Raw genomic sequence first — 23,303 nt, 5'->3', positions numbered from 1 at the left:
GACCGCTACCGTTCGTGCATCGACCACATCAACCGACCGCGCTAGGTACTTCCCATGACCCTTGTGACACTGCCCGACCGCCGCGGCGCCGAGGCGCCCGCGGCACCGGCCGTCGCCGACGACCGCACCAGCCTGGACAACGCCGCATTTCTCGCCGCCGTGCTGCGCGCCGCGGCCGTCCTGCGTGCACACGGGATCCGCGCCGGTGACGTCGTCGCCGTCATGCTGCCCAACCAGGCCGAGTTCGTCGTCGCGCTGTTCGCGGCGTGGCGGCTCGGCGCCGTCGTCACCCCGATCAGCCCGACCCTGACCGGCCCCGAGGCCGTCTTCCAGATCCGCGACGCGGCGGCCGCGGTGGTGATCGTGGACAGCGCACCGGACTTCGAGGACGACGCGACGGTGCTCACGACGGCCGACCTCGCCGTGACCGACGCCCCGACGGCACCCGCCGCACCGGTCACCGGCGACGACCTGGCGCTGCTCATCTACACCAGCGGCACCACCGGCCGGCCCAAGGGCGTGATGCTCGACCACGGAAACGTCGAAGCCATGTGCGCCATGGTGATCGACGGCTTCGAGCTGACCGCCGCCGACCACAGCCTGTTGATCCTGCCGCTGTTCCACGTCAACGGCATCGTGGTCAGCACGCTGTCGCCGCTGATCGTCGGGGGCCGCGTCACCATCGCCGGCCGGTTCGACCCCGGAACCTTCTTCGATCGCCTCGAGGCCAGCCGCGCCACCTACTTCTCCGCCGTGCCGACCATCTACGCCATGCTCGCCGGGCTACCCGCCGACGTGAAACCGGACACCAGCGCAGTCCGGTTCGCCGTGTGCGGCGCCGCGCCCGCCAGCGTCGAACTGCTCGAACGGTTCCAGAACCGTTATGGGTTCGGCCTGATCGAAGGCTACGGGCTCTCCGAAGGGTCGTGCGCGAGCACCGGCAATCCGCTGCACGGCCCGCGCAAGCCCGGCACCGTCGGCATCCCGCTGCCCGGCCAGGAAATCCGCATTGTCGACACCGACGGCAACGAGGTACCCCGGGGCCTCCCGGGGGAGGTCACCATCGCCGGACCCAACGTGATGCGCGGCTACCTGAATCGGCCCGAAGAAACCGCGCGGACCCTGGTCGACGGGTGGCTGCACACCGGCGACATCGGCCTCATCGACGAGGACGGTTACCTGGTGCTCATCGACCGGGCCAAGGACATGATCATCCGCGGCGGCGAGAACATCTACCCGAAGGAGATCGAGAACGCGGCCTACCAGCTGCCCGGCGTCGTCGAGGCGGCGGTGGTCGGACGCCCCAGCGTCCTCTACGGCGAGGAACCGGTGTTGTTCGTCTCGCTGACCGACCCCGCCCCGACCTCCGACGGCATCGCCGCGCATCTCGCCGGTCTGCTGTCGAAATACAAACTCCCGGTGGAGATCACGGTGCTGGACAGCCTGCCGAAGAACGCGATCGGAAAGATCGACAAACCCGTGCTGCGCAAACTCGCCGCGCCCGCCGCCGCGCGATCCTGACCTCGAACCACCGAAAGGAGCTGAGCATGGGATTCGTCCGACCCACCCTTCCCGAGGGCGACCTCGAGGACCTTCTGCGCAGCCCACTGACCGAGCGGCTGCGCATCATGACCACCAAATGGGTGGATTCCGGCCTCGGCGTTCCGCGGATGATCCACGTCGTCTACATCGTGAAACTCGTCGTCTTCTACGCGCTGGGCGGCGTGGTGATCGCCACCGCCACTTCGCACCTGCCCGCGTTCTGGCATGTCTCCCAGTGGTGGGACCAGCCGATCGTGTACCAGAAGCTGATCCTGTGGACCCTGCTGCTGGAACTGCTCGGCCTCGCCGGCTCGTGGGGGCCGCTGGCGGGCAAGACCAAACCGATGACCGGTGGCTACCGATTCTGGGCCAGACCGCACACCATCCGGCTGCGTCCGTGGCGGGCCGTCCCGTTCACCGGCGGTGACCGGCGCACCTGGTTCGACGTCGCCGTCTACCTGGCGCTGACCGCTGCCGTCGTGCTGGCGCTGGTCTGCCCCGGCGTACACAGCGATTCGCTGTCGATGGCACTGCCGGACAACACCTCGGGGCTGGTCGATCCCGCCCTGCTGATCGCGCCGATGGTCCTGCTGGTGCTGATCGGGCTGCGGGACAAGACGATCTTCCTCGCGGCCCGCGGTGAGCAGTACCTGCCCGCATTGCTGTTCTTCACCACGCTGCCGTTCGTCGACATGATCATCGCCGGCAAGCTACTGATCTGCACTGTGTGGATCTGGGCCGGTATCTCCAAGTTCGGCGTGCACTTCACCAATGTCATCGCGCCGATGGTCAGCAACAGCCCGTCGATCCCCGCCAGGTGGATCAAACGGGCCCACTACCGGGACTTCCCCGACGACCTACGACCGTCGCACCTGGCGTCGTTCATGGCACACGGCCCGGGCAGCGTCGTGGAGATCGTCGCACCGCTGACCCTGCTGCTGTCCCCCTGGCCATGGCTCACGTATGCGGCCGGCGCCCTGATGGTCTGCTTCCACCTGTTCATCATCTCGACGTTCCCGCTGGCCGTGCCGTTGGAATGGAACGTGTTGTTCGCCTACATCACCGTCTTCCTGTTCGCCGGATTCCCGTCCTGGCAGGGCTACGGGATCTCCGACATGTCCTCCCCGTGGCTGACCGTCGCGCTGCTGATCGGCCTCTGCTTCTTCCCGATACTCGGGAATCTGCGCCCGGACCTGGTGTCCTTCCTGCCCGCCATGCGACAGTACGCGGGTAACTGGGCTTCGGCGGTGTGGACCTTCACGCCCGGCGCCGAGGAGAAGCTGAACAGGGTCACCCGGTCGGCGCCCAACACCGTCGACCAGTACATCGCGTTCGGCTGGGACCCGGTGGACGCCGAGGTGTTCACCCAGCAGGTGACGGCGTGGCGCGCCCTGCACAGCCAGGGGCGCGGTCTCTATTCGGTTCTGCTGCGCGACCTTCCGGACATCGACAGCCGCACCGTGCGAGAGGGCGAGATGGCCTGCAACACGATCATCGGGTTCAACTTCGGCGACGGACACCTGCACGACGAAGACCTGATCCGGGCCATCCAGACCGAGGCGCAGTTTCAACCGGGCGAACTCGTCGTCGTGTGGGTCGAATCGCAGCCGGTCCACCGGATGACCCAGGAGTACAAGGTGATCGATGCGGCGCTCGGCGTCGTCGAACGGGGCACCTGGAACGTCGCGGACCTGGTCACCGAGCAGCCCTGGCTGCCCAACGGACCGATCCCGGTGAACGTCACCTGGCGCCGGGCCAACACCGAGTTCCTCACGCCGATGGCCACCGGCGGGCAGGCGGGACAGGGTGCCTGACGCCGTCGTGGTTGGCGCGGGCCCCAACGGGCTGTCCGCCGCGATCACCCTGGCCGCGGCCGGCATCGGGGTGACGGTGCTGGAGGCGGCCGACCGGATCGGCGGCGGGGTCCGCTCCGGCGAAAGCATCCGGCCGGGCCTGGTTTTCGACCATTGCGCGGCCATCCACGTCATGCCCGCCGGCTCCCGATTCATCAGGGAGCAGGGCCTGGACCGCCACGGCCTGCAGTGGCGGTGGACCGAGATCGACTGCGTACACCCGCTCGACGACGGCAGCGCCGGGGCACTGCACCGGTCGGTGCAGGACACCGCCGCCGGGCTCGGCGCCGACGGCCGCCGCTGGGAAGCACTGTTCGGCGGGCCGTCCAGACGGTTTGGCACCCTGTCGGAGGACATCATGGGTCCGCTGCTGCGGGTCCCGCACCACCCGATCGGCCTGGCCAGATTCGGTGCCCCGACGGTGCTGCCGGCCGCGGTCCTCGCCCGTGGCTTCCGCACGCCGCAGGCCCGGGCCCTGTTCGGCGGCGTCGCCGCCCATACCTTCCAGCCGCTGACCCGCCCCCTGACCTCGGCGATCGGGCTGGGCATCATCACCGCCGGCCACGCCAACGGGTGGCCGGTCGCTGCGGGTGGTTCGCAGGCCCTGACCGATGCGCTGGCAGCGCGGCTCACCGAACTCGGCGGCCGGATCGAGACGGGTGTGCGGGTGACCGCGTACGACCAGTTGCCCACCGCCGACATCGTCATGTTCGACCTGGCACCAACCGCGATCGCCGCCATCCTGGGCGACCGGTTGCCCGCGCGGGTGGCCCGGGCGTTTCGCCGGTTCCGCTACGGCCCGGGGGCCTTCAAGGTCGACTTCGCCGTGGACGGCGAAGTGCCGTGGAGCAACGAGGCGGCGCGCCGGGCCGGCACGGTGCATCTCGGCGGTGACTTCGCCGAGCTCGCCGCGACCGAACGCGACATCCACCGGGGCCGTATGCCGCAGCGGCCGTTCGTCTTGGCCTTCCAGCAGTACCTGGCGGATCCGCAGCGCAGCGTGGGTGACATCAACCCCGTCTCCGCCTACGCGCATGTGCCCAACGGCTACGCCGGGGATGCCACCGAGGCGATCGTCGCCCAGATCGAACGGTTCGCCCCCGGATTTTCCGACCGCATCGTCGGCCGGGCGGTCCGCACGACCACCGAGATGTCGGTCTACAACGCCAACTACGTCGGCGGTGACATCAACACCGGCGCCAAGGATGTCCGGCAACTGGTGTTCGGCCCGCGAACCACCTTGTCGCCGTACACCATCGGCGTCCCCGGGATGTACATCTGCTCGGCGGCCACGCCACCCGGTCCCGGCGCACACGGCATGTGCGGCGCCAACGCCGCCGAGCTGGCGCTCGCCCGGCTCCGCCGCGGCTGAGGTCGCGGTCGCGGGCAGCGGCTACGGCTTGATCCGGATCTTCCCGTCCTTCCACAACCCACTGTGCGTCGCGGTGCCCAGGTCGATCTGGGCGGGAGTGGCGTCTACCACGGTGTCGAACCGGTGCAGCGAACCCCAGTCCTGGCCCCAGTCCCGCGACAGGTAGGCCGCCATCACATGCGCCCGCAGCAGCAGGTCGGTGATGCCCAGCAAGCCGCCGTTCATGCCGTCCTGCCAGGTGTCGGTCGACTGCAACTTGGCGAAGTAGTCCGGGCTGATCCGGAACTTCGGGATCTCGGTGACGCCGTTGGCGTGCAGCATCGGCCGCTGACACGGGAACACCAGCCCGACGGCCCAGTCCATCAGCACCGGCTGGTCCTTGCCGATGTACTCCTGGACCGACCGGACCTCGGGCAGTCGCGGCGGGGTGACGGCTACCCAGTCGCCCTGGCTCAGCGACCGGTCATCGGCCACCACCCGGACGAACGTCGCATCGTCGGGCATGGCCGAACGCGGGTAGCGCAGGTTGCGCCACGACGGGGTGGGGCCGACGTCGTACGGGGTCAGCCGGCCCGCCGGAACCGGGGCGCCGTCCGGGCCGGTGCGCGCGTACTCCAGCTGCACGGCCTGACCCTCGGTGCGGCCCTTGGCGACGCTGTCGCCGGTAATGGTGCCCGCGGCGGTGATCACCACCAGCGGGTGCGCATCGTCGGGCGCCGGCAACTGGTACCAGGCCGAGGTCAGCAGTGCCGGCTGCTGGGAGCCGTCGCGGTAGGAACCGGCCACCGGAACCCGCGCCGGGTCCAGGTCATAGGGCAGCGGCACCGTCGACCCGTTGATACCGGGGGTCTTGAGTTTGACCGGTTGATCCCAGTCGTAGTCGGTACCCGGCTTCGGGGTGTTCAGCCGGATGGACTCGGCGACGATCTTGTCCGGCACCCCGTTGGGTGTGAAGCCCACCGGCTTGTCCCCGCCGAGGGGCCCCAGCGCACCGAACGGGCCGCCGACGGGCGTCAGGAAACCCTGGTTGGGATCCGGTTCGACCAGGACGTCGTCGGCCATGCCGCAGCCGCCGCCGAGCTCCCGCAGGTTGGCCCAGGCATTCGAGTACGTCGGGTACTGGCGGACCGCCCCGATCAGCATCGAGGCGATGAACGTCAGCACCATGAAGCCCGCCGCCAGTGGGATCGGCGCGGCGGTCAGCGCCCGGGGCAGTCGCCCGTCACCGGCCCCCGGCGGCGCGAAGTGCAGGTAGAACGCGTAGATCGCCGTGACCGCGAACGCGGCGAAGAACATCGTGGAGATGGTGATGCCGCCGACGGCCGGCACGTCGTTGTTGAACGGCACCCCGTAGGTGGAGACGTACCACCAGCCGTTGGTGGACGCCCAGGTCAGCGCCATAACGAACAGCAGCGCCGCCAGGAACGTCATCCGGTTGCGCGCCGAGCGCAGCACCACCCGCGACACCAGCACGGTGGCCACCGCGGCCATCGCCGCGCCGACGGCGGCGAACAGCCCGAAGTGGTGCACCCATTTGGTGGGGGTGAACATCAGGAAGAAGATGGTGGCGAAGATGATGCCGATCAGCCGCCACACCGGCCCGCGCGCCACCCCGGGCACCCGACCGCGGCGCAGCATCAAAAACATCGTGGTGAACAGCGACAGCGCGGTGATGAAGAACCCGAACCGCCGCGATATCGACCCGTCGACGGTCTGCAGGATCAGGTAGTAGTAGCGCAGGTTCTCGGTGTACCACTCCTGGCTCGGTCCGATCGCGGTGCGGATCCGGGTGGCCTCCAGCACGGTGGCCAGCGTCTGGTCGGCGAACACCACCGCCAGCACCACCGTGCCCGCGGCCAGCAACGGCGCCAGCAGCGGCCAGGTGCCGACCACCCGTCGCCGACGGGCCAGGATCCGCAGGATGGGGCGGCCACCGGCGACCAGCGCGGCGACGGCGATCAACCCGGTCGGCTGGATGCCCAGGGTGAACGCCGCGGTGACGATCGCCAGCGCGGCCGGGGTCAGCCGGCCCGAGCCGATGGCCCGCTCGATCAGCACGTAGGTGATCAGCGCGCCGGTGGCGATCTGGCCTTCCGGGCGCAGGCCGTTGTTGAATGGCATCCAGGCCGCCAGCAGCACCATCCCCGCCGCCCACAGCGCGGGCCGCGACTGATGCACCGCGGGACCGAGCCGGGGCAGCACCTCACGCGACAGCAGCAGCCAGCAGACCAGTGAACACACCAGATCCGGCAGCCGGATCCACAGGCTGGCGTCGCTGACGTGAGTCATCAGCGCCAGCAGGTTGTAGTACCAGCCGAACGGGTCCTCCGGGCTGCCGAACCAGCGGAAGTAATTCGACATGTAGCCGGCGTGGTCGGCGACCCGCGCCATGCCCAGGATGTAGCCGTCGTCGCTGGAGTTCGCCCCGGCGATGTACCAGATCACGAACCCGGTGATCACCACGGCGTCGACCAGGGTGAAGGTGCGCCAGCGGCCCGGGATCAGCCGCCGCATGCCCCGGCCGTCGAGCCGGTCGAGGCGCCACAGCGCGAGGATCGCGATGCTGGTGGCCAGCACCGCCAGAATGATCGCGACCAGCTTCAGCGTGGTCGGGGTGGTGGAGAACCGGGTGTCGATGGTCGCCGAGAAGCTCATGCCGTCGGCGGCCGGGCCGGTCAGGTCGGTGAACACCCCGACGATCGCTGGGCGCAGGTTCGGGTCCGGGTAACCGGTGCGCAGCGGGCCGCCGTTCTTGGGATCGGTCAGTCCGACGAACTCGGCGAATGTCCCGGCCTCCGACGAGGTGATGTCGATGCGGGAGCAGCCGGGCTTGTCGGCGCTGCCGAGCACCGTCCGCCGCGGCACGCTGGCCACCGGGACGTTGCGGTCGGTGATGTTCACGTCGGTGGCCGTCGCCGTCACCATCAGCGCGTTGAGGGTGGCCTGCTTGCCCTTGGCGGGCGCGGTGCCCAGCACCAGACCGCCCGACGGCGGCAGCTCACCGATCACCGAGCACGGGATGGACGCCGTCAGCGTCACCGGCGCCTGGGAGATCAGCGGCGCGGTGACGTTGCCGTAGGTGCCGCTCTGCGGCCAGTTCAGCGTCGCGGTGGTCTGCACCACCGGCAGCAAGGGGATCGACACCGACAGCACGAACCCGATCAGCCCGGCGATCAGCGCCGTCCAGCGGGCCACGGTGACGTCGCGCGGGAGCGCCGGCACCGGTTCGGGGGCGGCCGCCGGGGCGGGCGGGGACGGGATGGTCGTGGTCATGGCAGTGCCCTGATCGGTCCGGGGCGGTACCAGCCGAAGACGCGCTGGACGCCGGTGTCGATGACGGCATCGGGCGCCGCAGACGCGGGCACGACGCGGATATAGCGCTCGATGGACCCCCAGTCGCGATACCAGTCATCGCGCAGGTAGGTCGGGACGGTGGCCGTGCTCAGCAGCGCCTGGATGAACAGGAACGGCCCGCCGGCCTGCGCGGACTGCCACTGGTTGCTCGACACCACGATCTGCTTGAAGTTCGGCAGGATCCGGTATTCGGGGAGTTCGGCGATCCCGAGGTGCTCGGCGAACGGCCGCTGGCAGGGGAAGTTGGCGGCGGTCGCGATGTCCATCAGCACCGGCGTCGAGGCGCCGAGGAACTCACTCGCGGTCTGCAGGATCGGCACCCGCGGTGGGGTGAAGGCGAACCACTGGTCCTCCGACAGGTTCGGGTCGTCGGCCACGATCCGGGCGACGTTGGCCTCCGGCGGCGCCCAGGCCAGCGGGAAGCGCAGGTTGCGCCACGCCTTCTGCGGGATGACGTCGATCGGCTCGACCAGGTCGGGGCCGGAGACGTTGCCGGGGTGCACCAGCGGGCGCAGCACGGTGAAGTGGCCGTTGCCGTCGTCGTGACCCCACTGCAGCTTCAGCGACTGGCCGTAGTTGAAGGCGCCCTCTTCGTCGAAGGACCAGATGGACCCGGCGGCGGCCAGGGTGACCAGCGGCCGGTCCGGGGTGCGCGGGGGCAGCTGGTACCAGGCCGAGGTGGCCGTCGCGTGCGCGGAGTTCTCGCCGTAGCTGCCCATCACCGGGGTGCGGGCGGGATCCAGCCCGAACGGCAGGAACACATTGGAGCCGTTGACGCCGACGGGCCCGTACCCGCCGCCGGTGCCGGCGGCGTAGGCCACACCCACGTTGGGCTTGTCCGGTGGACCGGCGGAGTTGACGGTTCCCGGGTTGCCGACGACGGGTTCGGCCGGCTCCAGGGTGTCGTTGACCCCGTTGGGAGTGAAGCCGACGGGGTTCTCCCCGCCCAGCGGGCCGTACTTTCCGAAGCGCTGGCCCGGCACCGGTGTGAGCATGCCGGCGTTCACGTCGGATTCGACCAGCACCGCGTCGGCCATGCCGCAGGCATCCCCGGAACGCACGGCGGCGATGTTGGCGCCGGCGGTGGTGTACACCGGGTCGCGCTGGGCATACGCCTTGGCCATCGACCCGACTTCCAGGATCACCATCAGCAGCGACACCACCAGCAGCGGCGTCGAGGCCAGCACCCGGTTACGACGGGTGTTGGCCACCTCGGTGTGCCCGGCGTAGTCGATGCGGAAGTGCAGCCAGCCGGCCAGCAGGCCGGTGGCGATGGCGGCGACCAGGAGCATGGTGGTGACCGGGTGCCCGGCGAGCACCGGCTGCTTGTCGAACCAGGGGACGCCGTAGTTGCCGGTGTAGAACCAGCCGTTGATCCCCGACGTCGCCCAGGCCAGCACGAACAGCAGCGCGGTGACATACAGCGCCAGGTTGCGGCGCGAGTGCAGGCCGACGCGGGCGAACGCGAACGCGGTCACCGCGCCGAGCGCCCCGGCGAGGCCGGCGAACACACCGAACTGCACGGCCCACTTGGTGGGGGTGAACGTGAGCAGCAGCAGGCCGATGGCGGTGGAGCCGATCAGCCGCCAGATCGGGCCGCTGGCGCCGCCGGGCACTCCGCCGCGGCGCAGCAGCACGGTCAGCGTGCCGAACAGGCACAGCATCATCACCAGCACCGCGAAGCGTCGGGTCATCGACCCGTCGACGCTCTCCTCGACGGTCAGGAAGTAGTAGCGCAGGAAGTCTTGGTACCAGGCGATGGTGGGCCCGATGACGTACTTGATGCGGGCCGATTCGGCGACGGTGGCCAGCGTCTGGTCCCGGAAGATCAGCACGAAGATCAGCGACAGGGCGCCGGCCAGCGGCGCTAGCTGCGGCCACAGTCCCGCCTCGGCGCGCCGGGACTTCGCGACGGCGAACAGTTTGCGGGCGCCGACCAGCAGCGGCGCCAGTGCCACCAGGCCCTGGGGTGCGGTGGTCATGCTGAACACCGCGACGATGACCGCTAGCGCGGCCGGCGCCAGCCGGCGGGTGCCGATGGCGTATTCGACCAGGGCCCAGATCGCCAGCGTGCCGAAGGCGATCAGCGGCTCGGGGCGCAGACCGTTGTTGAACGGCAGCCAGGCCGCCAGGAACACCGCGGCCCCGGTCAGTACGGCGATCCGGTTGCCGGCCAGCCGGGCGCCGAGGCGGGCGAAGGCGAACCGGCTCAGGATCAGCCAGGTGGCGATGCCGGCGAGGGTGGCGGGCAGCCGCAGCCACACCCCGGTGGTGCTGACGTGGGTGAGCTCCGCCAGCAGTGACTGGTACCAGTCGAACGGCGCTTCGGTGGCACCGAAGTAGCGGTAGTAGTTCGCGGTGTAGCCCGCCTCGCCGGAGATCCGGGCGATGGTGGTGTTGTAGCCGTCGTCGGCGGAGATCGGGCCGATCAGGTGCCACAGCACGAGGGTGCCGATCACGCCGATATCGGCCAGAGCGTGCCACGGGCCGACCCGCCACAATCGGCTCCAGGCACGCGGGATGCGCCGGGTGGTGGCGGCGTCGATGAACGCCAGCGCGGCGATGGACAGCAGCACGCACAGCACTCCGGCCACCAGCACCGCGAGTTTGAGCACGGTGGGGTGGGTGATGAACCGGGTGTCGACGTCGACGCGGGCGCTCAGGCCGGGCTGCGGCGGCACCTTCAGCTCGGTGAAAATCCCGGTGACCTGCGGCTTCTTGTCCATGGGCAGGGTGCCGGTGGCGCCCGGGATGCCGACGAAGTCCGCACCGACGCCGCCGAGGTCGGCCCACACGTGGATGGCGGTGCAGGCGCCGCTGTTGACCTGGGCGCGCGGCGCGACCGCGGCGACGGTGTCCCGGATGGCGACCGACACGTCGGTGGCGGTGGCCCGGATGAACAGGCCGTTGCGGCCGGCGTCGATGCCGCCCGGCGGGTTGGTGGACAGCACCAGGCCGCCGGCGGCGGGCAGGGTCGCGACGGCCGTGCACGGGATGGTGGCGTCCAGCGACAACGGTGCGCCGGAGACCAGGGGGGCGGTGATGTTGCCGACGACATCGGGCGTCTGCGGCCACAGAATGGTGGCGGTGGTCTGCTTGACCGGCAGCAGCGGGGCCAGCGCGCACAGCAGTACACCGGCGAACCCGGCGAGCAGGGCGATCAGCCGGGCGGTTCGGACGGCGCCCGGCTGGTTCCTCGGGGAACTACCGCCGTCAAGCCGGGCAGTCTTGGCTGCGCCCGCCCGGGCGGAACGCGGAAGTCGGTGGTCGGGCACGAGGGCTCATGCTATTCGACGGGCCTGGGCGCACCGACGACGCGTGCGGCGCGGCGCTTCAGTTGATACCCATCGGTGACCCGGGCGAATCGGCTGCGAGCGGCCAATTGGTGCACGAGTGGCCAACCAGGAACACAAAAGGCCGGGACGGCTCGACCCGAAGCGGACGCCATAGAGCGTTCGTGCAGTAACTGTCCCCTCGCCGGACGGAATTGCCCGGTTTGATGGGGCGGTCCCGGCTTCCCCTCGGCTCCGCGGCCACTCGCTGAGCTCGCGTCCACTCCGCCGAGCCTCGCCGAACCGCCCGGGGTTCAGGACTTGCGCAGCGGGCCCGGGGTCCACCAGCCGCTGCGCACCGCGGTGCCCAGCTCCAGCTCCGCCGGCTGGGCGCTCGGGTAGTACTGCTCCAGGCGTTGCAGCGAACCCCAGTCCCGGAACCAGTCGTCGCGCAGGTAGGTCGGCACGGTGACCGCTTGGAACAGCAGCTCGGTCAGGCCCAGCGGCCCGCCGCCGAGGTAGTCCATCACCGGAGAGTTGGCCTCGGCGCCGAACCGGTCGGGCAGGATCCGCCACTTGGGCACCTCGATGACGCCGTTCTGGTGCCCGAACGGCCGCTGGCACGGGAACGCCAGGCCCACCAGCCAGTCCAGCATCACCGGATCGTTCGAGCCGACGACCTCCTGCAAGGTCTCCAGCGACGGCACTCGCGGCGGGGTGACCGCGATCCAGTGCTGCGGCGCCAGGTCGTTGTCCTTGGCGACCAGCCGGATCTGGGTGGCCGAGGCGGGGATCGCGGCCATCGGTGCGCGCAGATTGCGCCAGGCCGGCGCCGCGCCGACGTCGGCGAAGCCCAGCCGGCCGGCCGGGTTGCCGTCGTCGCCGGCCCACTCCACCACCACCTCGCCGGGCCCGAACCGGCCGGCCGCGGAGACCACCAGCAGCGGGTGGTCGGCGTCACGGGCGCCGAGCCGGTACCAGCTCGAGCGCAGCGTCGACGGTTGCTGAGCCCCCGAGGACCAGGAGCCCAGCACCGGCACCCGCTGCGGATCCAGCCGGTAGGGCAGTTGGGCGCGCGACCCGTTGACGCCGGTGGTCACGGTGGTGCCGCCGCCGGTCGACGGCTCGCTGCCGGTGACCGGGTTGGCGTCGGTGTCGTTCTGCAGGCCGATGCCGGGCTGGCCGACGACGGCGTCCGGCGACATGTCCGACGGGATCCCGTTGGGGGTGAAGCCGATGGCGGTGGTGGCGCCCAGCGCGGTTCCTGTCGGCCCGTTGACCGGTGCCAGCAGTCCCTCGTTGGGATCCTGCTCGACCATCACGTCGGTGGCCAGCCCGCAGGTCTGCCCCGTCAGCGCGGCCAGATTGGACCGGCCCACCGACCAGGCCGGGTACTGGTTGACCATGGCCAGCGTCAGCGAGAACACCTCGAACAGCACCATCGCCCAGGCCGCGATCGCCAACGGCGAGTGCAGCAGTTTGCCGGCGCGGGTCGGCCGCCACGGTTTGTCGGCGCGGGCGGAAAAGTTGAAGTAGGCCGCCAGCAGCAGGGCCAGCAGGGAGAAGCCCAGCAGGATGGTGGTGAACCCGAAGTGCCAGGCCGGGAACTCGTTGGCCCACGGCACCCCGAAGTTCGACACGTACCACCAGCCGTTGACGCTGGCGAACGACAGCGCCAGCACGAACAGCACCATCGCCCCGAAGGTGGTCCGGTTGCGCCGTGAGGTCATCACGTGCGCGGTCACCGCGACGGCGGCCAGCGCACCGATCGACCCGGCCAGCCCGGCGAACACGCCGAAGTGGTGCGTCCACTTGGTGGGGGTGAGCATCAGCGCCAGGAACGAGATGACGGTGATGCCGACGATGCGCCGCGCCGGGCCGGCCGCGGTGCCCGGGATGTGGTTCTTGCGCAGCATCATGGCGACGGTCACGCCGAGGGACGCCAGCAGTGCCAGCACCGCGAACCGGCGGGCGATCGACCCGTCCGGGGTGGCCATAAACAGCCGCTCGTAGCGGGTGTGCTCGTCGAACCAGCTCAGGCTGGGCCCGACCAGCGACTTGAAGGAACTGGCCTGCAGTTCGCCGATCAGCGTCTGGTCCCGGAAGATCAGGATCGCGGTGACCGTCGCCGCCGCGGCCAGCGGCGCCAGCAGCGGCGCCAGCCCGAACCGGGCCGAGCGCCGGTGCAGGATGGTGCGCAGCGGGCCGATCGCCACCATCAGCGCGCCGATCGAGGCGATGCCGGTGGGACCGGAGAACAGGGTCAGCGCACCGATGATCAGGGCGGCCGCGACCGGCAGCAACCGGCTGGTGGCCACGGCGCGTTCCACCGAGCACCAGGTGAGCAGGATCCCGACGGCGATGATCGGCTCGGGCCGCAGGCCGTTGTTCAGCGGCAGCCAGAACGCCAGGAACATGCCCGCCGCGGTCCAGTGGGCGGCCGTGGACACCTTGACGGCCCGGCCCAGGCGCGGGATCACCTCGCGACTGATCACCCACCAGCAGGCCAGTGCCATCAGCAGGGTCGGTAGCCGCATCCAGACGCTGGCGGTGGTCACGTGCGCCCACATGGTCAGCAGGTCGTAGTACCAGCCGAACGGGGCCTCCGGGGTGCCGAACCAGCGGTAGTAGTTGGCCATGTATCCGGCGTGCTCGGAGACCCGGGACATGGTCAGGATGTAGCCGTCGTCGGAGGTGTTGGCGCCGACGAAATGCCACCACACCAGCACCGCGGTCACCAGCGCGTCCAGCCCGGTGATCGACCACCAGCGCCCCGGCAGGAATCGCCGGTGCCGCACCCCGTCGGCGGTGTCCAGCACATGCAGGGCGCCCAGGGCCACCGCCGTGCACAGCAGGCCGAGGATCATCGCGATGAGCTTGAGCGTGGTCGGGGCGCTGCTGTAGCGGGTGTCGACCTGCGCGGAGAAGCTCAGGCCGGCCGGGGCCGGCCCGTCGAGGTCTGTGTACACCCCGATGATCTGCGGCCGGAAGTCGTAGCCGCCGGGCAGCTGGCCGCGCAGGGGCTTGGCCGGGTCGGCGCCGGACGGGTCGATCGAGTCCACCTCGGTCAGCCCGACGAACTCGGCGGTGACCGCGTCTGTGCGGGCGGAGAAGGTCAGCTCCCGGCACGACGGCGACAGCACCGCCGCCATCTTCGCGGCGACGACGGGCGTGTTGCGCACGATGACCGAGAGGTTGTCGTTGTTGCGCTGGATGAGCAGACCGCGGTCGACGGCCTTGGCGGCCTGCTTGGGCACCGTGGACAGCAGCACCGTGCGGTTGCCGGTCAGCCCGGCGGCCAGCTCGCACGGCACGGTGATGTCCAGCTCGGTGGGGACATAGGAGATCAGCGGGGCGGTGACGGAGTTCAATTCGCCGTGCTGGGGCCAGTTCAGCGTCGCGGTGGTCTGGTTGACCGGCAGTAGCGGGGTGGCCAGCGCCAGCAGGGTGCCGAGCAGTCCGGCGACCACCGCGATGATCCGCGCGGTGCGGTAGTCATTCCTGGGAGTGGTGGCCACGGAGGTAGATGGTAATTCGCTGGTCATTGAGCCGTCCGGATGGCCAGCACGAACGGGCCGATGTCCTTGACGGCGAAATGCGGCCCGGCGAACAGGGCGGAATCCAGTTCGACGGTGTAGCGGCGCACGTTGGGCTGGTTGGGGTAGACGTCCTCGGCCAGCCGCAGGGTGTAGGTGCCGGTGTTGCCGCGGCGCAGCAGGAACACCGTCGGCGGCGCCCAGGGCAGCTTGTCGAGCTCGGCGACGAAGGCGTCGGACAGGGTGGTGTGCGGGCCGGCTTTGAGTTCCGACCAGCCCTTGATGGCCGCCGCGCGCTTGTCGAACTCGGCCAGCGGGTTGGCGTAGTGCGAGGTCAGACCCTGGAAACCGAAGTACGGGTAGAACGCCAGGAAGCCGTAGTCGGCGGTCAGCACGACGGTCTCGTCGCGCGGCACTCCGGTGGCCGCGGTGATCGCGGCGTCGATCTCGGCGAAGTAGCGCTCGGCACCCGGCGGGCGGCGGTCGGCGCGCTGCCCGGCGCCGTCGGTGTCGCTGTAGGCCACCGCCAGGTCGGGGCGCAGCACCTCGGAGATGTCCTGGGAGAACGCCATCGCGCCGACGAAGCCGATCACCGCCGCCACCGGCAGCAGCCGCCGGCTCCACCGGGTCGCGATCGCGGTGGCCAGTTCGATGAAGCCGAAGGCGCCGGCGGCGGCCAGCAGGACGGTCAGCGTGGGTTGCAGCCGGAAGGACAGCAGGGTGGTGCCGGCCAGTGTGGTCAGCATTGACAGCAGCGACCACAGGTAGATGCAGGACACCCCGATCGCCAGCGCCTGGGCCCGCACCGAGGTGCCGATCCGCAGGATCAGCCAGCCGGTGCCCAGCAAGCACAGCGCGCCGAGCAGGGTGAACTGCAGCATCGGGAAGTTCAGGATGGCGCCGTCGGCGGGCAGATAGTGCTGGGCGCTGCCGGTGTCCGACATGGGCGAATGCGCCGCGCGCAGCAGAAACGGCCCCCAGCCGATCGCGGCCAGCGGCGCGGCGATCACCGCGATCACCGCCAGCCGCCGCAGCGGGCCGATGCTGCGCCGGGCGACGGCCAGCACCACGGCCATCACCGTCACGGTCAGCGCCGCCAGCCCGAACAGCAGCGTGTAGAAGGTGGCGGTGACGCCGAGGAAGATCCCGGCGCCGACGATCCCGGCCCGGCCGCCGGGCGCCGTCGTCCTCAGGCTCGACCAGGTCAGCACGAGTACCGGCGGCAGCAGCACGGTGATGATCGCGCTGTAGGGCTCGGTGGAGGCATAGGCCAGGGTGACCGCCGCCGTCGCCGCGGTGACCACCAGGGCGTATTCGAAGCGGATGAGCCGAGCCCACAGCGCGAACGCGACCGCGACCGCCATGGTGATCGAGGTGATCGCCCACGGCTTGTACATCTCCCAGCCGGGGGTGGACGTCAGCGCCGCCGCCCGGCCGCCCAGCCAGAACCAGCCCGGGGGATAAAACGGCGGCAGCCCGGTGTAGGTCATATCGCGCAGCGTCGGGCTGTCGGTGAGCCGGGTGAGGTACTCGGTGCGGAACTGCTGATCCACCGACACCCCGAACAGGTACAGATTGGTCGCGCCCAGCGCCATGCCGAGGGTGCCCACCGAGAACGCCGACACCGCGGTCACCGCCGTGCACCAGGCCGCCCGGTGGCTACCGCGGCGGTACCACCAGCCCGCCCCGACCAGCGCTGCCAGACAACCGAACTGGGCGACGGTGATCAGTGCGTGCAGCTGGTTCGACGACGGGTACGCCGGCCATTCCACCCGGCCGATCGCGGCCAGCGCGACCACCGAGACGACGACGGCGATGCCGGCGGCGGCCGCCATTGCACCGGCGGCGGCCAGCCCGGTGGCCACCGCGGGCCTGCGGGCAGCCGACGGGTCCACCCCGGCCCCGGCGGTCGCGGTCACCATCTCTAGAGGGGCAGCTTGCGGAAGACGGGCCGCGGGATATGGCGCAGCACCGACATCAGGTAGCGCACCTGTCCGGGCGCCCACACCAGCGTCTTGCCGGCCCGGGCGGAGGTCACCGCCAGCTCGGCGACCTCGTCGGCGTCGACGGTGAACGGCGCTTCCTTCGCGCCGGTGGCGGCCCAGTGCTCCAGGGTGGTGCTGGTGCGCACCTGTCCCGGCCGGATCACCAGCACGCGGACGCCGTCGGGGGCCAGGGCCTCGCCCAGCCCGAGGTAGAAGCCGTCCAGCCCGGCCTTGGTGGAGCCGTAGACGAAGTTGGACCGGCGGACCCGCTCCCCGGCCACCGAACTCATCGCGATGATCTGCCCGAAGCCCTGGGCCTTCATCTTCTGCCCGATCAGCACACCGACCGACACCGCGGCGGTGTAGTTGATGCCGACGGCCGCCACCGCCTTGGCCTGGTTCTGCCACAGTTCCTCGGCGTCGCCGAGCACTCCGAACGCGACGATCGCCACATCGACGTCACCGTCGGCCCACGCGGCGTCGATGACGCCCGGGTGCGAGGCGGTGTCCAGGGCGTCGAAGTCCAGGTAGCGGACATCCTTGGCGCCGGCGGCGGTCATCGCGGCGATCGCGGCGTCGCGCTTGGGGGCGCCCGGCAGGTCGGCGAGGATCACCCGGGCGCGCGCATTGCGCAGGTAGCGCGCCACGATGGCCAGCCCGATCTCGGAGGTGCCGCCGAGCAGCAGGATGGTCTGGGGATTACCGGTGGCGTCGATCAAGGTCTGTCCTTCGGGGGTCGGGCGTTCCTGGTGGTCGGCTGGCGTCGCGTCGGGGGATCGTCAGAGCAGTTCGAGCCGGCGCGCCATATCGGAGGCGAACACGCCGTTCGGATCGGCCTTGCGCCGCAGCGCAATCCACTCGCCGATGCGCGGATACATCTGGTGGAACCGCTCGGCGCTGACCCGGGAGTCCTTGGCGGTGTACACCCGGCCGCCGAATTCCATTGCCCGGTTGTCGAGTTCGTTGAGGAACTCGTTGACACCCGGCTTGTTCGGGAAGTCCAGGGCGACGTTCCAGCCCTTCATCGGGAAGCTCAGCGGGGCGCGGTTGCCCGGGCCGAACAGCTTGAACACGTTGAGCGCGGAGTACTGGCGCTGGGTCTGCATCCACCGGATGATCGACTTGAACTCCTCCAGGGCGTCCGGCGGAACCAGGAACTGGTGTTGTGCGAAACCCTTTGGGCCGTAGGCATATTGCCACCCGGTAGTGATGTCGAGCATGTGGTAGAACTGGGTCAGGTTGACGACCTTGTTCGAGTAGTTCCCGCTCATCCGGTAGAACGTCTCGCCGATCAGCGCCAACGACGCCTTGTTCATGAAGTTGATCGGGAACAGGTTCGGGATCGCCGGCAGCTGCGGCGCGGTGAACTTCAGCGGGTCCTTGGCCAGCTTGGGCGGCAGCTGGTCGAGCCGGGCCAGGTTGCCCCGGCTGACGGCCGCGCGGCCCAGCTTCGGCGGGCCGCTGATCAGGTCGAACCAGGCGCTGGAGTAGGTGTAGCGGTCCTCGCTGCCGTCCTGGTGCACCGCGATGGTCTCGTCGAGGTCCGCGGTGGCGATGCCGTCGGCGACGAAGTAGGCCGTCTCGGTCCGGGTCATCGCGATGCGCGCGCGGACCACGATGCCGGTCAGCCCGTTGCCAGCCACCGTCGCCCAGAACAACTCGGCATCGGGGCCGTCCGGGGTGAGCGTGTGCACCTCGGCGTCGGCCATCAGCAAATCCAGCGACAGCACGTGGTTGCCGAAGCTGCCGGCGCTGTGGTGGTTCTTGCCGTGGATATCGGAGGCGATCGCGCCGCCCACGGTGACCTGCCGGGTGCCCGGCAGCACCGGGACCCACAGCCCGAACGGCAGCGCAGCCTTCATCAGCTGATCGAGGCTGACGCCGGCGTCCACATCGGCGATGGCGTTCTGCGCGTCGATCGAGTGGATCTGGTTCAGCGCCGTCATATCGACGACGATGCCGCCGCCGTTGCAGGCCTGGTCACCGTAGGACCGGCCCAGGCCGCGGCCGAGAATGCCGCGGCGCAGGTGTGCGGGGCTGGCGGAGTCGGCGTCGGCGACCCGGCGGACCGCCTCGGCGATCACCTCGACGTCGGGGGTGGACAACACGTTGGCCACCGACGGGGCGGTGCGGCCGAACCCGGTCAGCGCGCGGCGGGTCAGAGGAAGCTGGCTAGACATAACACAGCAAAGGTTAGCCGAGTTCGCCCGCGGGGCCGCATTCCTCCGGTGATCCTCAATTCAGTGCAGGCGGAAGATGACCGCACGCTGGACCACGAAGTTGATCACGGTGGCCGTGCCCTGGGCGATGACGAAGGCCGTCGCCACCCCGAGCATGGAATCGCCGAGCAGCCGCAGACACAGGTGGTTGAGGCCCACCTGGACGGCGAACGTGGTCAGGTACAGCACCCAGACCGCGATCAGCCGGGCAGTGCTGGGCGGCGCCTGGAACGTCCAGCGGCGGTTGAGCAGGTAGGCGGTGGTGGTGCCGGCGATGAAGCTGATGGATTTGGCCAGATCCGGCTGCACGCCGGCCGCCTTGTATAGCAGCACGTACAGCCCGAAGTCGACGATCGCCGACAACCCGCCGGTGACCACGAACCGGAACACCTGGGTGCCCAGCGTCAGCCGGTCGGGCGGCGGGCTCTGCGAGGCGGCGGGTTCGTGGGGCATCGGCGGTATGGTACGGCGCGGTTGGGGCAGGATGGAGCCGTGGTGGATCTCGAGCAGGCATGGCGCGAGCTGCTGGCGCGGCTGGGGGCGACCGGGGACGTGGTGCTGGCGACCGGTCGCGAGCTGGTGGCGGCCTGGTCGGGCCCCTCTCGGCGGTATCACTCGGTGCAGCACCTGCAGGAAGTTCTGGCCCGCGTCGACGAGCTCGCGGAGGACGCCGAGGACCCCGACGCGGTGCGGCTGGCCGCCTGGTATCACGACGCGGTCTACAACGGCGCCCCCGACGACGAGGAACAGTCCGCGGTCAAGGCCGAGACGGAACTGGCCGCCCTCGGGCTGCCGCCGGCGCTGGTCGCCGAGGTGGCCCGGCTGATCCGGATGACCGTGCGCCACGACCCGGGCCCCGAGGACCGCAACGGTGCCGTGCTCTCCGACGCCGACCTGTCGTCACTGGCGGTGGACCCGGAACGGTACCGGGCCAACTCGGCCGCTATCCGCGCCGAGTATTTGCACATTCCCGATCTGGTGTTCCGCACCGGCCGGGCGGTGGTGATCGAAACGCTGCTGGCCGCCCGGTCACTGTTTTTCACCGTGACCGGCCGGCGGCGCTGGGAGGAAACCGCCCGGGAGAACCTGGCCGCCGAGCTGGCCCGGCTGCGCGCGGAAGGCGCTGATGGCACTGCCGCGGAGCCGGTTCCGGCAATCGAGGCCGTTGTTCCCTGGCGCGGAGCCCCGACACAGGCCAAGATGGCACCCGTGACCAATCCCGATGAGCAGCCGATCACCGTACTGTCCGACGACGAGAGTTGGGACCTGCTGGCCGGCGCCGCACTGGGCCGGTTCGTCGCCGTCGTCGCCGGGCAGCCAGAAATCTTCCCGGTCAACTTCGTCGTGCAGAACCGCACCCTGCTGTTCCGCACCGCCGAGGGCACGAAGCTGTTCGGCGCCAGCACCAGCCCGCAGGTGGTGTTCGAGGCCGACGACCACGGCGTCGCCACCGGGTGGAGTGTGATCGTGCGCGGCAAGGCCGAAGTGCTCTACGGCAGCGAGGAAATCGAGGAGGCCGACCGCGCCGGCCTGTACCCGTGGCTGGCGACGGTCAAGTTGCGCTACGTGCGGATCCGCCCGACGACGGTCAGCGGTCGGCGGTTCGCGTTCGGCCCGGAGCCCGACGCGGGCTCCGTCCCGGGCTGATCCCGGTGCCCAACCGGATCCAGGAGCTGCTCGGGGTCGAATATCCCGTGGTCCAGGCGCCGATGACCTACATCGCGCGGGCGGAGTTGGCCGCCGCGGTGTCGGCGGCCGGTGGGCTCGGCGTCATCGAGACGATCAGCCCCGGGGGCCGCGCCGACCTGCTGCGGGTGCGCGAGTTGACCGACCGCCCGGTGGCGGCGAACCTGATGATCCAGGGCTGGAAGAACGACCCGTCGATTGTCGACATCCTGGCCGGGGCGGGTGTGCGATACGTGTTCAGCTCGGCCGGGGACCCCGCGGTGTTCACCGACCGGCTGCACGACGCCGGCATGGTCGTCGTGCATGTCGTCGGCTCGGTGCGGGCCGCGGAGAAGGCGGTCGCGGCAGGGGTCGACGCGCTGGTGGTCGAGGGCGTCGAGGGCGGCGGGTTCAAGAGCCGCCACGGCGCCTCCACCATGGTGCTGCTGCCGGCGGTGGCCGAACGGTTCGACATCCCGCTGATCGCCGCGGGCGGCATCTGCGATGGGCGGTCGGCCGCAGCGGCGGTGGTGCTCGGCGCCGAGGGTGTGCAGATGGGCACCCGGATGCTCAGCAGCGTCGAGTCCCGGGTGCACGGCAACTACAAGGACGCGGTGCTGGCCGCCACCGACGACGGCACTCGGCTGATCTCGCTGCCCGGCAACCCGACCATGCGGGTACTGCACCGCGGGATGGCGGCCGAGCTGGCCGGCGCTACCGAGGCACCGCCGCTGCTGGGCCGGATCACCGAGCTGTACTTCGAGGGCGATTTCGGCGCCAGCGTCGGCAACTGCGGACAGGTGTCGGCCCGGATCGCCGAGATCCTGCCGGTGGCGACGATCGTCGAGGAAACCTGGCGCGGCGCGCAGGCCGCGCTGGACGCGGGCCTGGCCCGGCTGGGCTGATCAGTTGTCGGCGGCGATGCCGTCGAGCAGAGCGGCGAGCACGGGCAGTCCGGCGGCGAGCGGACGGTTGCCCGCCGGGCGGTACCAATCGGTGGACTGCGGGCCGCCGTCCCAGCGGTGCAGCCACATTCGAAGCTCACCCAGGCTGTGCGCGTAGGGAAGCCCGCGCCCGAACAGCACCGGCTGCGCGTTCGCCTCGACGCGGGCCGGCTCCAGCTGCGCCAGTTGGGCCCGCATGCCGGCTAGGGCGGCGACCAGCCGGGTGCCGCTGCGGGTGCGCGCCGGCAGCAGCTGCCCGGCGGCCGTCAGGCCCACGCCCAGGATCAGCAGCGCAGCGGTCCCGCGAGCCCGCCCGGGTCGATCAAGCCGGGTCCGTTCCGGTGTCACCGTCGGCGGGGTCCTCGGGCAGGTGCGCGGCGGTCTCGAAGGCCAGGCACAGTTCGGCGAGGTCGCGCGGCGAGGTCAGGGAGCGGCCGGTGTGCTCCTCGATGCGGTGCAATCGATTCCGCACGGTATTGGGGTGGCAGAACAGCGCGGCGGCCGTGGCCGGGATCGATCCGGCGTTGTCCGCCCAGGCGGAGAACGTCTCCTGCAGGGTGCGGCGTTCCTCGACCGGCAGGGTGCGGAACGAACCCAGGGTGACTTCGGTGATCTTCCGGTTCACCTCCGGTGAGCTCACCGCGGCCACTGCCAGCAGCGAATCCTGGAAGACGCACACTCGAGCGCCCGATCCGGTCGGCGCGGCCATCGCGACCCGGGCGTAGCGCAGGTAGGTCGCGGTGTCGGGCAACCGGTAGAACAGCGGGCTCACCCCGACGTTGGTCGAGGTGGCCCGCTCCAGCAGCTGCACCACCTGCTCGAGCAGGGTCGCCGACGGCAGCGCCACGATGCCGATGAGCAGGTCGGCCTGCAGGCGCCAGGCCGACGACACTTCCAGACTGCGCAACATCGGGTCGATTCCGGGCAGCGGCTGGCGGCCCACTCGTGGCGGCGCGGCCGCGATCACCGCGAACGGTCCCCGGGTCGGCAGCTGCAACAGCGACGCGACGTCCCACACGCTGTAGTCGCCGAGCGGCTGGCCCTTCAGCAGCGCCTCGGTGAGGGCGGCCGCCTCCGCGGCGTTCTCCAGCACCAGGCGGGTGGCGGTGTCGTGGTAGGCCGTGGTCATCGCGTCGGTGTAACGGTCCTGGGCCTCCCAGAACCGGGCCGTCGCGGCCAGCAGCGTTGCCCGGTCCAGTCGGTTCTCGGGCGGTCTGCCCATCATCTGGTCCCACGCGCTGTGCGCGGCGATCCGGTAGGCGTCCATCACCGCCGAGCGGGGGACGCCGGCCAGGGCCCGGGCGCTGCCGAGCTCCTCCGAGGGGCTGGTGTCGAAGTCGTCGTCGGCGAGCGAGCGGAAGACGTACCGGAAGTTTGCTGCCGCCGACCGCAGCAGGTCGTCGTCGGTGATCACGTCGTTGTCCCGGTAGAACGCGATGTCGGAGCGGATGCGTGCGAGCACCTGACGGCTCAACTCGTCGATCTGGTTTTCCAGCATCGCGCCGAGGTCGGCGAGGCGTTGATGGCTGTCCGAGGCGGGCATGGGGGGAGTGTAACCCGG

At 70.5% G+C, this 23,303-nt stretch carries 14 protein-coding genes; 5 read left to right on the top strand and 9 right to left on the bottom strand.

Annotated elements, in window-relative coordinates:
- Window positions 1–54: 54 nt before the first annotated feature.
- The 3 genes from G6N16_RS02180 to G6N16_RS02170 are packed head-to-tail and all read left to right on the top strand — an operon-like array spanning window position 55 to window position 4,767.
- Entirely contained in the window at window positions 55–1,521 is a 1,467-nt protein-coding gene (locus G6N16_RS02180; RefSeq protein WP_083033059.1) for a class I adenylate-forming enzyme family protein, read from the top strand.
- Window positions 1,522–1,547: 26 nt separating this feature from the next.
- On the top strand, window positions 1,548–3,356 hold the full coding sequence (locus tag G6N16_RS02175; RefSeq protein ID WP_083033061.1) for a DUF3556 domain-containing protein: 1,809 nt from the start codon (window positions 1,548–1,550) through the stop codon (window positions 3,354–3,356).
- Window positions 3,349–4,767: a phytoene desaturase family protein gene (locus G6N16_RS02170; RefSeq protein WP_083033062.1), complete on the top strand. Its 1,419-nt coding sequence runs from the start codon at window positions 3,349–3,351 to the stop codon at window positions 4,765–4,767. Before G6N16_RS02175 ends, G6N16_RS02170 begins: the two co-directional genes overlap by 8 nt.
- Window positions 4,768–4,788: 21 nt before the next feature.
- Here the strand turns inward: G6N16_RS02170 and G6N16_RS02165 are convergent, their stop codons facing one another.
- The 7 genes from G6N16_RS02165 to G6N16_RS02135 all read right to left on the bottom strand — a co-directional run bounded on the left by G6N16_RS02165 (window position 4,789) and on the right by G6N16_RS02135 (window position 19,586).
- Entirely contained in the window at window positions 4,789–8,040 is a 3,252-nt protein-coding gene (locus tag G6N16_RS02165; RefSeq protein WP_163787738.1) for an arabinosyltransferase domain-containing protein, read from the bottom strand.
- On the bottom strand, window positions 8,037–11,285 hold the full coding sequence (locus G6N16_RS02160; protein ID WP_234806016.1) for an arabinosyltransferase domain-containing protein: 3,249 nt from the start codon (window positions 11,283–11,285) through the stop codon (window positions 8,037–8,039). The genes G6N16_RS02165 and G6N16_RS02160 overlap by 4 nt, the downstream gene beginning before the upstream one ends.
- 422 nt (window positions 11,286–11,707) lie before the next feature.
- Window positions 11,708–14,938 carry an arabinosyltransferase domain-containing protein gene (locus G6N16_RS02155; protein WP_083033371.1) on the bottom strand — a complete coding sequence of 1,077 codons (3,231 nt, stop codon included), beginning with the start codon at window positions 14,936–14,938 and terminating at the stop codon, window positions 11,708–11,710.
- Window positions 14,935–16,764 carry a galactan 5-O-arabinofuranosyltransferase gene (locus tag G6N16_RS02150; protein ID WP_234806017.1) on the bottom strand — a complete coding sequence of 610 codons (1,830 nt, stop codon included), beginning with the start codon at window positions 16,762–16,764 and terminating at the stop codon, window positions 14,935–14,937. Before G6N16_RS02150 ends, G6N16_RS02155 begins: the two co-directional genes overlap by 4 nt.
- Before the next feature lie 89 nt (window positions 16,765–16,853).
- Complete coding sequence (locus G6N16_RS02145; protein ID WP_083033375.1) at window positions 16,854–17,633, bottom strand: decaprenylphospho-beta-D-erythro-pentofuranosid-2-ulose 2-reductase; 780 nt, start codon at window positions 17,631–17,633, stop codon at window positions 16,854–16,856.
- A 60-nt stretch (window positions 17,634–17,693) separates the two neighbouring features.
- On the bottom strand, window positions 17,694–19,094 hold the full coding sequence (locus G6N16_RS02140) for a decaprenylphosphoryl-beta-D-ribose oxidase (RefSeq protein WP_163787737.1): 1,401 nt from the start codon (window positions 19,092–19,094) through the stop codon (window positions 17,694–17,696).
- A 60-nt stretch (window positions 19,095–19,154) separates the two neighbouring features.
- The gene (locus G6N16_RS02135; protein ID WP_083033379.1) at window positions 19,155–19,586 is read right to left on the bottom strand and encodes a GtrA family protein; all 432 of its coding nucleotides are present in this window, start codon (window positions 19,584–19,586) and stop codon (window positions 19,155–19,157) included.
- 747 nt (window positions 19,587–20,333) lie between these two features.
- Here G6N16_RS02135 and G6N16_RS02125 point away from each other — a divergent pair.
- On the top strand, window positions 20,334–20,780 hold the full coding sequence (locus tag G6N16_RS02125) for a pyridoxamine 5'-phosphate oxidase family protein (protein ID WP_083033390.1): 447 nt from the start codon (window positions 20,334–20,336) through the stop codon (window positions 20,778–20,780).
- 5 nt (window positions 20,781–20,785) lie between these two features.
- Window positions 20,786–21,703, top strand: a complete 918-nt coding sequence (locus G6N16_RS02120; protein ID WP_083033381.1) for an NAD(P)H-dependent flavin oxidoreductase — start codon at window positions 20,786–20,788, stop codon at window positions 21,701–21,703.
- Here G6N16_RS02120 and G6N16_RS02115 read toward each other — a convergent pair whose 3' ends face one another.
- Together G6N16_RS02115 and G6N16_RS02110 are read right to left on the bottom strand one after the other, a co-directional pair.
- Window positions 21,704–22,090: a hypothetical protein gene (locus G6N16_RS02115; protein WP_133053009.1), complete on the bottom strand. Its 387-nt coding sequence runs from the start codon at window positions 22,088–22,090 to the stop codon at window positions 21,704–21,706. It lies immediately after the preceding gene.
- Window positions 22,065–23,285: a PucR family transcriptional regulator gene (locus G6N16_RS02110; RefSeq protein ID WP_083033384.1), complete on the bottom strand. Its 1,221-nt coding sequence runs from the start codon at window positions 23,283–23,285 to the stop codon at window positions 22,065–22,067. Before G6N16_RS02110 ends, G6N16_RS02115 begins: the two co-directional genes overlap by 26 nt.
- Window positions 23,286–23,303 lie beyond the last annotated feature (18 nt).

Source organism: Mycolicibacterium insubricum (assembly GCF_010731615.1).
Classification (GTDB): Bacteria; Actinomycetota; Actinomycetes; order Mycobacteriales; family Mycobacteriaceae; genus Mycobacterium; species Mycobacterium insubricum.
The sequence above is the reverse complement of the archived record's forward strand: the minus strand, read 5'-3'. Positions and strand labels throughout refer to the sequence as shown.